13 protein-coding genes and 1 riboswitch are annotated in these 13,897 nt (G+C 36.8%); of the genes, 11 read left to right on the forward strand and 2 right to left on the reverse strand.

Annotation, left to right across the window (positions count from 1 at the left end; genetic code table 11):
- Positions 1-2 precede the first annotated feature (2 nt).
- Positions 3-1,190 (reverse strand): cystathionine beta-lyase, encoded by a 1,188-nt coding sequence (metC, locus tag RCG25_RS05710; RefSeq protein WP_308082724.1) that lies wholly within the window; start codon positions 1,188-1,190, stop codon positions 3-5.
- Positions 1,190-2,302: a methionine biosynthesis PLP-dependent protein gene (locus RCG25_RS05715; protein WP_308082726.1), complete on the reverse strand. Its 1,113-nt coding sequence runs from the start codon at positions 2,300-2,302 to the stop codon at positions 1,190-1,192. The genes metC and RCG25_RS05715 overlap by 1 nt, the downstream gene beginning before the upstream one ends.
- Positions 2,303-2,450: 148 nt before the next feature.
- A riboswitch (SAM riboswitch) is annotated at positions 2,451-2,568 on the reverse strand.
- A gap of 640 nt (positions 2,569-3,208) precedes the next feature.
- Between RCG25_RS05715 and RCG25_RS05720 the strand changes: the two genes are divergently transcribed.
- The 11 genes from RCG25_RS05720 (at position 3,209) to RCG25_RS05770 (ending at position 13,888) form a co-directional block, all read left to right on the forward strand.
- The gene (locus RCG25_RS05720) at positions 3,209-5,035 is read left to right on the forward strand and encodes a polysaccharide biosynthesis protein (RefSeq protein ID WP_308082727.1); all 1,827 of its coding nucleotides are present in this window, start codon (positions 3,209-3,211) and stop codon (positions 5,033-5,035) included.
- Between the two features lie 11 nt (positions 5,036-5,046).
- Positions 5,047-5,925, forward strand: a complete 879-nt coding sequence (gene galU, locus RCG25_RS05725) for a UTP--glucose-1-phosphate uridylyltransferase GalU (protein ID WP_308082728.1) — start codon at positions 5,047-5,049, stop codon at positions 5,923-5,925.
- Positions 5,926-5,995: 70 nt separating this feature from the next.
- On the forward strand, positions 5,996-6,610 hold the full coding sequence (locus tag RCG25_RS05730) for a sugar transferase (RefSeq protein ID WP_308082729.1): 615 nt from the start codon (positions 5,996-5,998) through the stop codon (positions 6,608-6,610).
- A gap of 100 nt (positions 6,611-6,710) precedes the next feature.
- Entirely contained in the window at positions 6,711-7,871 is a 1,161-nt protein-coding gene (locus RCG25_RS05735; protein ID WP_308082730.1) for a DegT/DnrJ/EryC1/StrS family aminotransferase, read from the forward strand.
- 75 nt (positions 7,872-7,946) lie between these two features.
- A complete protein-coding gene (locus RCG25_RS05740; RefSeq protein ID WP_308082731.1) occupies positions 7,947-8,300 on the forward strand; it encodes a helix-turn-helix domain-containing protein in 354 nt (117 codons plus the stop codon).
- A gap of 27 nt (positions 8,301-8,327) precedes the next feature.
- Positions 8,328-9,167 (forward strand): SGNH/GDSL hydrolase family protein, encoded by an 840-nt coding sequence (locus tag RCG25_RS05745; protein ID WP_308082732.1) that lies wholly within the window; start codon positions 8,328-8,330, stop codon positions 9,165-9,167.
- 35 nt (positions 9,168-9,202) lie between these two features.
- Complete coding sequence (locus RCG25_RS05750; RefSeq protein WP_308082733.1) at positions 9,203-9,940, forward strand: YveK family protein; 738 nt, start codon at positions 9,203-9,205, stop codon at positions 9,938-9,940.
- A complete protein-coding gene (locus RCG25_RS05755; protein ID WP_308082734.1) occupies positions 9,921-10,619 on the forward strand; it encodes a CpsD/CapB family tyrosine-protein kinase in 699 nt (232 codons plus the stop codon). Before RCG25_RS05750 ends, RCG25_RS05755 begins: the two co-directional genes overlap by 20 nt.
- 55 nt (positions 10,620-10,674) lie before the next feature.
- Positions 10,675-11,448 carry a tyrosine-protein phosphatase gene (locus RCG25_RS05760; RefSeq protein ID WP_308082735.1) on the forward strand — a complete coding sequence of 258 codons (774 nt, stop codon included), beginning with the start codon at positions 10,675-10,677 and terminating at the stop codon, positions 11,446-11,448.
- A gap of 39 nt (positions 11,449-11,487) precedes the next feature.
- On the forward strand, positions 11,488-12,765 hold the full coding sequence (locus tag RCG25_RS05765; RefSeq protein ID WP_308082736.1) for an O-antigen ligase family protein: 1,278 nt from the start codon (positions 11,488-11,490) through the stop codon (positions 12,763-12,765).
- Entirely contained in the window at positions 12,758-13,888 is a 1,131-nt protein-coding gene (locus RCG25_RS05770) for a protein kinase family protein (RefSeq protein WP_308082737.1), read from the forward strand. Before RCG25_RS05765 ends, RCG25_RS05770 begins: the two co-directional genes overlap by 8 nt.
- The last annotated feature ends 9 nt before the right edge of the window (positions 13,889-13,897 follow it).

The raw sequence follows: 13,897 nt of genomic DNA on the forward strand, positions 1-13,897 counted from the left end.
CGCTATTCTCCCCGCTCGAATACTAATTGAATTCGATTAACTTTCTCAAACGCTTGGGAAAAATCCTTGATTAGATCATCTGGATTTTCTAGTCCAACCGATAGTCGGACGAGGCTATTAGTAATCCCGCGCTTTTCTCTTTCCTCCTGAGGCATGGCGGCATGTGACATTTTCGCCGGATAAGATAGAATTGATTCGACTGCTCCCAGGCTGACAGCGAAAACAGGGATTTCTACATTGGCCAAAAAGGTTCGGAGCGCATCTTCACTTTCTAATTCAAAGGATAAGACGGCTCCAGGTCCTGCTGCTTGCTTGTTCTGGATGTGATATTGAGGGTGACTTTCGAGCCCAGGATAATGCACCTTTTTCACAAGCGGATGTTCATCTAAAAATTCTGCGAGTTTAATAGCTGATTTCTGTGATTGTTCTAGCCGAACGTGAAGCGTCTTTATCCCTCTTAGTACGAGCCAGGCATCCTGGACGCCCAATATAGCACCAAATCCATTCTGTAAAAAGCCTAATCTTTTCGCCAAGTTTTCATCCTTAACCACAGCGAGACCCGCAACGACATCACTATGTCCTGATAAAAATTTCGTTGCGCTATGAAGGACCACATCTGCCCCTAATTCCAATGGCTTTTGATGTGAAGGGGTAAGAAACGTATTATCAACAAAGGTTAAAGCTCCAATTTCCGTTGCTAACCTGCTAATTGCCTCAATATCAGTCACTTTCATTAATGGATTGGAGGGTGTTTCAACATAAAATGCTTTTGTATTCGGCTGAATCGCTTGTTTAACTTCGTCTAAATGGGTCAAATCCACAAAGGTATGTTCAATACCGAACCGGGAAAGGACCTGTGTGACCATCCGGAACGTACCACCATATACATCTTCAGTAATGACAATATGATCACCAGCGGAAAGCAGAAGGAACGCAGTCGAAATGGCGGCCATACCAGAAGAAAAAGCAAAGCCTTTTACACCACCCTCAAGTTCTGCAATCACATCCTCAAGCGCTTCTCTTGTTGGATTTAAGCTGCGACCATAATCGTATTTACCGAACTGGTCGAAATCAAATTGGTGGAAGGTGGATGCATGCTGAATGGGTACACTAACCGCACCAGTTGTCGGGTCCACTTTATGCTGATTATGAAGTAGCCTGGTTTCAAAGGTGTATTCTTCGTGTGACATTACGCAATCACTCCTTCTTTCACGTTCGCGAAAGCCTTTTTCAAGTCATCAATTAAGTCTTGTGGATCTTCAATCCCAACGGAAAAACGTAATAAACGATTACAAACTCCGGATTGAATTCGAATTTCTTCCGGAATATCCGCATGTGTTTGTGTAGCAGGATACGTAATAAAGCTCTCCGTTCCACCGAGACTTTCTGCAAACGTAATGAGAGATAATCCTTGTAGGAATGGGTTCACCCATGCTTCATCTTTTACTCGGAAAGATACCATTCCGCCGCGTCCAGGATATAGAACATCTGTCACATCTTCATGATTGGAAAGAAACTCCACCACTGACTTTGCGTTCTTTTCATGTCTTTCCATGCGGAGAGACAATGTTTTCATTCCGCGCATTAACAGCCAGGAGTCAAATGGGCTAAGTACACCACCCGCACCGTTATGATGAAAAGCCAATGCTTCACATAGTTCCTTTCCTTTTGCGACAATCAAACCTGCAAGTACGTCGTTATGACCACCCAGGTATTTTGTAGCACTATGAATAACGATATCAGCCCCGAGCTTAATCGGTTGCTGTAATAGTGGAGTAAAGAAGGTATTATCAACAATCAAGAGTATTCCGTGCTTCTTAGCAATCTGAGAAACAGCAGCAATGTCCGATTGCTGCATGAGGGGATTAGTAGGAGTCTCCAAAAATATGGCCTTTGTTTGTGGAGTAATCTTCCCTGCGATTTCTTCCGGACAACAGGTATTTACATATTGAGTGTTTAATCCCCATTTTTTAAAGCCTTGTTCTAATAAGCGATAGGTACCGCCGTATAAATCTTCGCTTACCAGCCATTCATCTCCCGATTGAAATAAGGAAAGAATCGTGAAAATCGCAGCCATTCCTGAACTGCAGGCAAAACCTTGGTCCCCAGCTTCTAAATCAGCAATCGTTTTTTCCAGGAGCTGACGCGTTGGGTTCCCTGTTCGGCTATAGTCAAAACCTGTTGATTGCCCGATACCTTCGTGTCGATAAGCAGTAGAAAAATAAACAGGCGGGTTCACTGTACCTGTCGCTGTCTCGCTGCGGTTCCCAATTTGGGCTAGTTTTGTGTCAATTTTGTACATAACGCACACTCCTTAAAGGTAAGTTTAATGTTGTAATTAGAGTTTTAATTGCCAACTTTAACGCTACAGGGCGCTAAAGCTTTCAGATAAATAAAAAAAGTCTTCTTATAAGAAGAAGACTTTTGTATGTACGACACACTTGTCATTCTTCTTATCTTGCAAATTAGTAAAATTTGCAGGACTTAGCACCTTTTCAATGAACGAACCGTTCATTGAAGGTTGCTGAGGCGTCGCAGGGCCATTCCCTCAACCTCTCTTGATAAGAAATCAATTATTTAGATTATTTATAAAATTTACTACAGATTAGTAGGGGATGTCAAACTTTTTTTATAGGGTTAACAATTAAATAAAAGGCTCTGTTAAACTTGCCTGTTAATTTCCGCTTCAGGCACTTCGCTTTCCGTGGGTGTTTCGGCGAGCCTCCTCGGCGCTTACGCCTGCGGGTCTCCCCTGAACCATACTCCCACAGGAGTCTTCGTGCCTTCCGCTCCAATCAACAGGGTGTAAATATCAACACTGTTCTTTAAAACAGCCAAATAAAAAAATATAATTCTACATGGAGAATTGACATGTTCTGTATAAAGAACTAATATTATTGATATAGGACTTATTTTAAGAACAAACTATAATCTTAATTGAATGTATGATCGAAACCAAAAAATTTTTACTAGGAAGTTCTTTATTTAGAACGAATATGTATAAGGTTGTTATTCAACCTTGGTGATGTCTCCTTTCCATTATCGATGGAGGCACTCGGTCATACTGTGGGTCTAGTACCTTAGACGCAAGTCGTCGGTAGTGTGATGTGAGGGCAGGTTAGATGCCTGATTAAAAAAAGACTTAATTATATACCCTCATAAAGAGTATATAATTAAATCTTTTTTTTAATGAAGGGGGAGGAAACATATGACCTATAATCAAAGATTACCACTCTTTGTCTGTATAGATTCTTGTATAGTACTTACTGCTATTTTTATTAGTTACTTTCTTGTAAACGCGACATTAGATGTAATTACCTTCCCAGCTGTGTTTAGCTCCATAGTTATATTACTAAGCCATCATTACCTATCCTTTCAATCCAAGTTATATAAAAAAGCTTGGGTGTATGCGAGTGTAGGAGAATTAATAAGCATCATAAAAGTAGAAACGTTTACCATTTTTATTGCAGCCCTGGTTCAACAGCTTATGTTTCATGAAACCTTTACAAGACTATTAATTGTAACTTGGCTGCTAAACTTGACTTTTATTGGTGGGTCTCGCTTTTGTTGGCGCGCTTTTCAGGATGCTTTCTTGCATAAAAAAAATAATCAAAAGAAAATCCTCATTGTTGGTGCAGGTTCAGCCGGAATAATGGTTGCCAGACAACTTAACAGGAAAAATGATTCGAACTTATTGCCTGTGGGCTTTATTGATGATGATCAGAAGAAGCATAAACTTGATATTTTAGGAATCCCTGTCTTGGGTGGAGTTTCAAAAATTGAAGAAATCGTTAAGAAACTTAAGATTGAAAATATTGTGATTGCCATTCCATCGCTTAATAAGAAGCAATTAAATAAGATCTTTATGGAGTGCGCTAAGACGAATGCAAAAACACAAATCCTCCCATTGCTCGAGGATTTAATGACGGGGAAGGTTTCAGTTAATCAATTTCGCGATGTACAAGTGGAAGATTTATTAGGCAGAGAACCAGTTGAATTAGATATAAATACAATCTCTCAAAATATTACAAATAACGTTATTTTGGTTACAGGAGCAGGTGGTTCAATTGGATCGGAAATATGCCGCCAAATCGCAAAATTCCAACCAAGACAGTTGGTCCTGCTTGGTCATGGTGAGAATAGCATTTATACCATCGAAATGGAATTAAAAGAAAACTATAAAAACAATAAGATAGAGTTCGTACCAGTTATAGCTGACTTACAGGATGAAAAGAAAATGATGGCTGTGATGAGTACCTATCAACCGGATGTTGTCTATCATGCTGCTGCCCACAAACATGTCCCTCTTATGGAAAAAAACCCGGAAGAGGCAGTGAAAAATAACATCATTGGTACGTTAAATGCAGCAAAAGCAGCTAGCTGGAATGGGATAAAGACATTCGTGATGATTTCTACTGACAAGGCAGTTAACCCAACAAGTGTAATGGGGGCAACAAAAAGGTTGGCCGAAATGGTTATCCAAAATATGAATAAAGAAAGTGCTACTAAATTCGTTGCTGTACGTTTTGGAAATGTATTAGGAAGTAGAGGAAGTGTTATTCCGCTCTTTAAAAATCAAATTGAAAAAGGTGGTCCCATTACCGTTACACACCCTGATATGGTTCGTTATTTTATGACAATTCCAGAAGCATCGAGGTTGGTATTACAGGCCGGTGCTCTAGCAAGAGGAGGAGAAATTTTCGTTTTAGACATGGGGGACCCTGTGAAAATTGTAGATTTGGCTAAGAATTTAATAAAACTCTCAGGTAATTCACTTGATGATATTGGAATTGAATACACAGGTATGAGACCTGGTGAAAAATTATTTGAAGAATTATTAAAAGAAGAAGAAGTGGAAGAGCACCAAATCTATCCAAAAATCTATATTGGAAAAACATCTGAGCTATATATGAGGGAAATAGAGGAGCTTATTTCAATCTATGGAAAATTAGAAAAGCAAGAATTAAGAAAACGAGTTTTAGATATTGCTAATCATAGGATCAAGGAAATGACGATTATGAAAGTACCTATTTAGGAGGTGGAATAATGAAGGTTAAAAAGGCCATTATCCCTGCAGCTGGATTGGGGACAAGATTTCTTCCTGCCACGAAGGCAATGCCAAAAGAAATGCTACCCATTGTCGATAAACCGACCATTCAATATATCGTCGAAGAAGCAGTCGAATCAGGAATTGAGGATATTATTATTGTCACGGGTAAGGGGAAAAGAGCGATTGAAGACCATTTTGATAACAGTTTTGAATTAGAACATAATCTTTTCGAAAATGGGAAGTACGAGTTACTAGGTGAAGTTCAAAAATCCTCAAGTCTAGTTGACATCCATTATATTCGACAGAAGGAACCAAAAGGATTAGGGCATGCTATATGGTGTGCACGAAAGTTTATTGGAGATGAGCCATTTGCTGTGCTACTTGGTGACGATATTGTTAAGGCGGAAAACCCCTGCCTAAAACAATTAATGCACCAATATGAACGATACAATGCTTCCATACTTGGTGTTCAACCAGTACCACAATTTGATGTCTCGAGGTATGGAATTGTTGATGGTAAATGTATAAGTGATCGATTTTTCAGTGTAAATAGTTTAATAGAAAAACCAAAAGTAGAAGAAGCACCATCAAACCTTGCCATTCTAGGACGATATATATTAAGCCCGAGAATATTCGATATATTAGGGAATCAAGAGCCTGGCGCCGGTGGTGAAATTCAACTTACCGATGCAATAGAAGTATTAAATCAAAATGAAGCAGTCTATGCCTACCACTTTGAAGGTATTAGATATGATGTGGGCGAAAAAATAGGCTTTATTCAAACCAATATTGAATATGCTTTAGAACGTAAGGAATTACGTGGTAGGTTATTAGAGTATCTGTCTTCTGTATTAGACAAAGAGTTAATAAAGTAAAAACTATTGAGATGAAAACAGAATTAAATTCTCCATCACAACTGCTTAATCAAAAAAAGGAAGTGAGTATATGAAAAGAATGATGGATGTACTTATTTCTTTACTATTGTTTGTTTTGTTCGCTCCAATCCTTTTTATAGTAGCTATTTTAGTCAAGTATAAGCTTGGTTCTCCGATTCTATTCAGACAACAACGCCCTGGATTGAATGGGAGACCTTTTTTTTTATATAAGTTTAGAACCATGACTGATTGGAAGGACAGTAGGGGAGTACTTCTGCCTGATGAAAAGCGCTTAACCTCTTTTGGATCTTTTCTAAGGAGGTTTAGTTTAGATGAGCTGCCACAGCTAATGAATGTATTAAAAGGCGATCTAAGCTTAGTGGGTCCTCGGCCACTATTAATGGAATATCTCCCCCTATATACGGAGGAACAAGCAAAAAGGCATTTAGTTAGACCTGGAATTACAGGATGGGCTCAGGTTCATGGGCGCAATGCCATTACATGGGAGGAAAAGTTTAAACTGGATGTTTGGTATGTGAATCATCAAACACTGGTACTTGATATAAAAATTTTATTTCTTACTGTAAAAAAAGTGATTCGATCTGAAGGTATCTCCGAGGATAATCATGTCACAGTTGCTCGATTTACGGGCACACAAACAAATGACAAAGAGGGGCATGGTTAATAATCTAGTAAGCTTGACAAGCAAATGAAGTCTAAAATACTAATCTGAAAATTTAGTAGTGTTCTCTCTCACAAAGGAAAAAAAGTAGGAGGTGTATGAGTTGTTACATACAACCACAGATCGGAGAATATTTCTTTCATCACCACATATGAGCGGTAAGGAAATGAATTTTATTAATGAGGCATTTGAAACGAATTGGGTTGCTCCATTAGGGCCAAATGTAGATGCATTTGAAATGGAAGTAGCAGGATATATTGGAATGAATGGAGCAGTTGCAGTTAGTTCAGGAACGGCAGCGATCCATTTGGCCCTCTCTTTATTAGATGTCCAAAAAGGCGATACTGTTTTTTGCTCTAGTCTAACATTTGTTGCAAGTGCCAATCCCATCTTATATCAAGGCGCGGAGCCTATATTCATTGATTCAGAACGAGATACGTGGAATATGTCACCGATTGCATTAGAAGAAGCATTAGAAGAAGCGGTTGCTGAAAATAAATTACCTAAAGCAGTAATCATAGTAAATCTTTATGGACAGTCTGCCAAAATGCATGAATTAGTATCTATTTGTAGGAAGTTTCATGTCCCTATTATTGAAGATGCTGCCGAGTCACTAGGAGCTAAATATAAAGGTAAACCTAGTGGGACATTTGGGGAATTTGGTATCTTTTCTTTCAATGGAAATAAGATTATTACAACATCAGGCGGAGGCATGCTCGTTTCCAATAATACAGAGGCGTTAAGGCAAGCTCGTTTCCTAGCAACTCAAGCTAGAGACCCTGCTCCTCATTATCAGCATAGCAAGCTAGGTTATAACTATCGAATGAGTAATATATTGGCGGGAATTGGCAGAAGTCAGTTAGAGGTCTTGGATGCAAGAATTAATGCTAGAAGAGCAATTTTTAATACCTACCAACAGGAGCTTGCACACATCTCTTCTATTTCTTTCATGCAAGAGTTAGAAGATACTTTTTCAACTAGATGGCTGACTGCTATTACGATTAACAAGGAAGAAACCAACGTCTCTCCCAAGGAGTTAATTGCTGCTTTAGAAGAGGAGAATATTGAAGCGAGGCCTGTTTGGAAACCGCTTCAGTTACAGCCCCTCTTTAATAAAAATAAGTATTATCCACATGCTGAGAACGAAAGTGTGTCCGAAGAATTGTTCCAAACAGGAATTTGTTTACCCTCAGGTTCAAATTTGACAGTCCAAGAACAATTGCGGGTCATTGAATGTATTAAGAAAACATTCAATAGTTTGTAAAAACCATGATAAATTTGGGGGAAATGTAATGTAAACGTGATTATCAAATAAATAAAAAATAAAGAGGTAAACATAATGATTGGAAAAAATATAGCGAGACTACGAAACCAAAGAGGTTACTCCTTATCGGAGCTGGCCGAACTTACGAATATATCAAAATCCTATTTAAGTAACATTGAGCGTAATCTTAATAAGAACCCCTCGCTTCAAATAATGATAAAGATTGCGTCAGTGTTAAAGGTTGATCTTATCACACTTTTACAAACAGGTCTTGAAGAGGATCGTAATTTGTTTATGGAAAAAGAATGGTTCGATTTTGTACGGGAACTAAAGGAATCGGGGCTTGAAAAGGAACAAATACAGCAATATAAAACAGTAATAGAATTTATAAGATGGAAAAATGAAAATTCAGAAACTAAACAAAGATAAAGAAATGACAGGTAGGTTGGAGGGAAAATGAAAAAGTTTCTGGTTTTATTTATGGCGGTCCTTTGTATAGCGGTGTTGGTATTCGGTCACACGTATTGGAAAAATAAGAGTAAAGCAGCAGAGATTGAAGGGAGAAGTGCTGTTGAAAAACTACTAGAAAAAGAAAAAGCAGAAAAACAAGCCCTGATAAATAGTTTAAAGCCTGAAAACAATAAAAAGCAGTCCTTTATAGACTTTTTACGTTATAGAGCCCTTACAGAAAATCAAGTTAAAGTTTCAGTTGTTGGTAGTAATGTTACTGCTGCAATTGGGGCAACAGATTCTTCTTATGGTTGGGCAGAACTTTTACGTAAACAATTACAATCAGATACCGCGGACATAGGTTCATTAAGGTTTGTAAACCATGGATATGAAGGATACTCGACATCCGATTTATTAACAAGTAAAAAAATAGATTTAGTAATCAAGGAAAAGCCGGATTTAATTATTTTTGAAAACTCGCTTATTAATAATCATTTGCAGTCATTAACAATTGAACAGACTACACAAGATTTGCAAAACATTATGGCCGCATTAAAGACGGGGCTTCCTAATGCCAGGATTTTTATTATGTCTCCTAATCCGGTTGTTAATAAAGATACTAAAAATAGTTTAGGGCTAACGTATATGGATTATATTAATGCTTCTAAAGAATTAATAACAAAAAATAGCTGGCAATATATTGATAGCATATCTGGAATTGAGAAGAAACTGACAGAAGAAAACCTAATATTAGTAGATGTTCTAACTAATGATTATATTAATCCAAATAATAAGGGTAACTGGATATGGTTTGAATTTTTATATGAATTTTTAAAAAGTCAGTAATTTAGTTCATGCGGATTACAATACTGGAGGAAATTATGGATAAAACAATTAGATTAACTGATATCTTTAAAACGCTAAAAAAGCGTTGGATGTTAATTATGCTCGTGCTATTGTCAGCAACAACCTTGAGTGGCATCCTTTCGTTTTTTGTATTAACACCTGTATATCAGGCATCTACACAAATCCTTGTCAATCAGAAGGATTCTCAAAATCAATTGGATGAGTCCCGGTTACGAAGTAATGTGGATTTAATTAATACGTATAGTGTGATCGTAAAGAGCCCACGCATATTGGAAAAAGTAATAAATAAATTGGAACTTAGACAAAGTGTAGAGCAGCTTACTAAAAATATTTCGGTAACTAGCCAAGAAAATTCACAGGTCTTTTCGTTGACGGTTGAGAATAGCAACGCTGCTCTGGCAGTTAAAATAGCAAATACCATTTCTGAAACATTTCAAAAGGAAATTCTAGACATAATGAATGTTAATAACGTGAGCATTCTTGCAGAGGCAAAAATAAAAAAGAATCCTGTTCCCGTTAAACCCAATCCATTATTTAATATCACAATTGGAGTGGTGATTGGGTTATTAGCAGGTATTGGGCTTGCCATCCTATTGGATTTCCTGGACAGTACATTAAAGGATGATCAAGATGTTGTAGAACTATTAGGAATGCCAGTACTAGGAGCAATTCCTAAAATGCCAAAAAACGAAAGCAAAGGAAAAAAAACCTCAACAAATCAAAAGATGGGGAGTGAAACAGTTGCTTCGTAAATCAAAAAGTAGAGGGAAAAGAGCGGTTAATATCATTGCCCATTTTAATCCAAAGTCACCAATAACAGAGCAGTATCGTCAAATTAGAAATAATATTAACTTTGCATCCGTTGATAAAGAGATTAAATCTATTGTAGTAACATCACCTGAACCTTCAGATGGGAAGTCTACGACTTCAACTAATTTAGCTATCGTTCTTTCCCAGCAAGGAAAACAAGTGTTACTGGTGGATGCTGACTTAAGAAAACCCTCTGTTCATTATGCGTTTAACATTAGTAATATGGATGGATTAACCAGTGTGTTGACTAAAAAAATTAGTATGGAAGAAGCGATATCAAATACTCATATTCCTAATTTGAAGGTATTACCAAGTGGAGTTATTCCACCCAATCCCTCTGAATTACTAGATTCGAAAGCGATGGAAGTGATGATGGAGGAGCTTAAAGAAGCATTCGATTTTGTCATTTTTGATACACCTCCGATACTAGCTGTTACCGACTCGCAAATTATGGCTAATAAATGCGACGGCGTAATCATGGTGGTAGCCAGTGGGAAAACACGCAAGGAAATAGCGATGAAAGCTAAGACGTTGTTAGAAAAGGCAAACGCACACTTACTTGGTGCGGTAGTAAATGGTGTCGATTTAAGAAGCGGTGGTTACTATTATGAGTATGGATAACGCTTAAGATGGTTGGATAGGAAATCTAGTAAAGTATCTAAATTAAAAAAGGAGGATGTATATTTTGATTGATATACACAGTCATATTCTACCGGGAATTGATGACGGTCCTCCAGATTTTGTTCGGAGTTTAGCTATGGCAAAACAGGCAGCTAATGCAGGAATTACCCACCTTTTTGCCACTCCGCATCACATGAACGGTCGTTATGAAAATTTAAAAGGAAATATCATGAAATATGTACAAGATTTTAATGCACAGCTTGAACAGGAGAATATTCCCCTACTTGTGCATCCAGGGCAAGAATTAAGAGTGAACCGGGAATTATTTATTTCCCTTGAAATGGAAGAAGTGATGACCCTTGATAATAAAGGACAATATCTATTGTTAGAACTGCCGTCAGGGGAGGTTCCTAACTACACGCAAGAGGTAGTCTATGAGCTTTTATTGAAAGGAATCACTCCCATTATCGTCCATCCGGAGAGAAATAAAGGCTTTTTAGAGGATAACAATCTATTAGTTGATCTCGTTCTAGAGGGAGCATTAACTCAAGTGACAGCAGGCAGCATAATCGGCCATTTTGGAAAAAAGGTAAAGACTTTTGCTGAAAGAATTATTGAGCACCATTTAACCCACTTCATCGCAACTGATGCTCATAATATTACTACGAGAGGTTTTCAACTCATTGGGGCATATGAAGCAATAACAAAAGGCTTTGGTATAGACCACACCTTTTATTTTCAAGAAAATGCCGAATTACTCCTGCTTGGGCAATACCCTCAAAAAGAGCAGCCTATTCCAATAAGGAAGAAGTTCTTAGGAATTTTTTAATATTACCGTGAAATTAAAAAAGGAAGGTGCAGGTGAGGAGTGAACTATTCACTAGAAGTAATCGATAGTCATAAAAATAGTAATATCTTGTTTACAATGGCACTCTTTTCTATGGCTATATTACTACATCAATCCCAAGTTATTTTTGGGGTAAATATTTCATTTGCAGATTTATTTTGTGTCCTTATTTTTATCGTTTTCATACTTAATAAACAGTTGTTAATACCGGTAACACCAGTTATATATTTTTTAGTTGTTTCCATTGTGGTTTTGTTAACTTCTATTTTCTATATTCCATCACAATTTATGTATACTCCAAACCCAATGGAAATTGTTAGTGACTATGCAAAATTGGCAGCTATATTGGTCTATTTTATTTTTGGATATAATTTGTCCAGAAACGATCATATGGTAGATATTTTAAAGTGGTACTCTTTTTTCGGTATGTTAATTGGGGGAATAGGATTAGTTTTTACTGTGCTAAACATTCATACAGATATTCTATTTTATGGAGGGGTTAGGTATAAAGGACTAATGATTGACCCTAACTACTTTTCCATCCTTCAAGTAACGTCTCTAGTTTATATTACTAGGGTGAAGAGCATAAAAATGAAGTATAAGTATGCCGCAGTTCTCATTACAGCATTAGCAGTTTTAATATCAGGCTCAAAAACAGGAATCCTTACATTTTCTAGTTATGTAATGCTGAGGGTAATAGAATATTTATTAACTTACAAGAAAAAAGCATTCTCAGTTGTTGTTCAGTTATTTACAATTGGTCTAATAATTTTGGCCATTCCCATAGTATTTAGTTTTCTGCAGAATTTGGTGAGTTTCCTCAGTACTACTGTACCTTCCTTTGCGAGAATTGAGCCTCTTTTTACTGATTTTAATGGCGCACTTTCAGAAAATGGTTCTGGAAGGAATATTACTTGGAAGGTTGCTTTACAAATCATTCAACTCTCCCCAGTAATAGGGGTTGGAATTGGAACGTACACGACTATTGCCGTTGAAATGTTCCATCAAAGTGATATCTCACATAACACCTTTTTACAGTTGTCTGCTGAGTGGGGAATTCCTTTAGCTTTTACCTTCTTTGCCTATGTATTTTTTATCATAGGGAAGGCTTCAACTGTGTCGGATTCACCCGATTTTGAGAATAACCTGATTTTCCGAGATATTATTATCATCCTATTGATTGGGTCAATGGCTATTTCATTGAATAATGCGCGAATCCTATGGCTGGTTTTTGGGGCGCTAGTTTCTTCTTTAGATAGGAATCAAATATGCAAAAAAACGGGGGGGAAATATGTTTAAGAAGATTTACCTCTTCTTAAAAAGAAAGAGGGAGATACTTAAAGGCTTTCAAAGAAACACAAAGTATATGTGTGCTGGGATTTACGTTTATGATGATTCTTTAAAGTATATTACGAGGAATGATTCGTACACTAAAAATAGAGCCTTGCAAATTTTTCAGAATAATTATTATCAAGCTGCTATCAAGGTTTTTATTTTTTTATTAAGAAAGACATTCTTTAGAAAAAAGGTAGAAATTGTGGAACCTGCAGAGCAAAAAAATGAGTTTTCTGGGAGTGTTTATAGGCCAGTTAGAAGCTCGAATGGCTATAACGACAGTAAGATATTTGATTTATCGCGGAACCAGGTACTGTCCATTTTTTCAAATAAACAAGAATATCAATCTGTGCTTAGTATTTACCAAAGTTTTAAAAAGTTTTTTCCGATGCCAGCCATCTTACAGGCAGATGCTGAGCAACTTATAATAATGGAGGAACTAGTTAATTTTGAACAAAATCATACGTGGATAGAAGAAGATTACCTGTTTGTTATGGAAGATGTCTTTGAAAGAAATATAAATTATTTTAAGGCTTGCGTGGAAAATGGAATTCAATCATCTAGTAGTCCTACAGATTTAATTTCTCAAATAAAAATGAACGCAGTAATAGAACCCATTAGGAATAAAATTAATCCTGAATTACTAGATGTAAAGTTTCCCTGCGTAAAACTGCACGGTGATCTTTGGACATCAAATACCCTGCTCGTTAAGGAAGGAAAGAGTCATATTTGTTACATAGATTGGGAATATTCAAGAGAGTATATATTTTTCTATGATCTATTTAATATGATGTGGCTTGAGGTGTATGTGAATAATAATCATCTTTATATTCATAAGTATATAAAAGGTGAATACAATAATTATTTTTATAAGTTATTTTCTTTATTTAATTTATCGTTTGATGAAAAGTTAAAACTTGACTATATAATTATTTATTTCCTGAATTTTTTTACAGAGCGGGGCATTCATTTAGGGACGGTTGAGCAAGTAGATATCTTAGACAAATTTAAAAGAATGCTAGATAGATTAAGGGAGATGATCAAAAATCAGTCAAAGCAGCTAATATCTGTAGACAATGATGATTAGTGGGGATAA

It is taken from the genome of Neobacillus sp. PS2-9, from assembly GCF_030915525.1.
In the GTDB taxonomy this organism is placed as follows: Bacteria; Bacillota; Bacilli; order Bacillales; family Cytobacillaceae; genus Neobacillus.

Coding starts and splice junctions, on each gene's coding strand:
- metC (WP_308082724.1), bottom strand. CDS start 1,190: ATGTCACACGAAGAATACACCTTTGAAACCAGGCTACTTCATAATCAG.
- RCG25_RS05730 (WP_308082729.1), top strand. CDS start 5,996: ATGAAAAGAATGATGGATGTACTTATTTCTTTACTATTGTTTGTTTTG.
- RCG25_RS05750 (WP_308082733.1), top strand. CDS start 9,203: ATGGATAAAACAATTAGATTAACTGATATCTTTAAAACGCTAAAAAAG.
- RCG25_RS05740 (WP_308082731.1), top strand. CDS start 7,947: ATGATTGGAAAAAATATAGCGAGACTACGAAACCAAAGAGGTTACTCC.
- RCG25_RS05745 (WP_308082732.1), top strand. CDS start 8,328: ATGAAAAAGTTTCTGGTTTTATTTATGGCGGTCCTTTGTATAGCGGTG.
- RCG25_RS05720 (WP_308082727.1), top strand. CDS start 3,209: ATGACCTATAATCAAAGATTACCACTCTTTGTCTGTATAGATTCTTGT.
- galU (WP_308082728.1), top strand. CDS start 5,047: ATGAAGGTTAAAAAGGCCATTATCCCTGCAGCTGGATTGGGGACAAGA.
- RCG25_RS05760 (WP_308082735.1), top strand. CDS start 10,675: ATGTATATTTTGATTGATATACACAGTCATATTCTACCGGGAATTGAT.
- RCG25_RS05715 (WP_308082726.1), bottom strand. CDS start 2,302: ATGTACAAAATTGACACAAAACTAGCCCAAATTGGGAACCGCAGCGAG.
- RCG25_RS05770 (WP_308082737.1), top strand. CDS start 12,758: ATGTTTAAGAAGATTTACCTCTTCTTAAAAAGAAAGAGGGAGATACTT.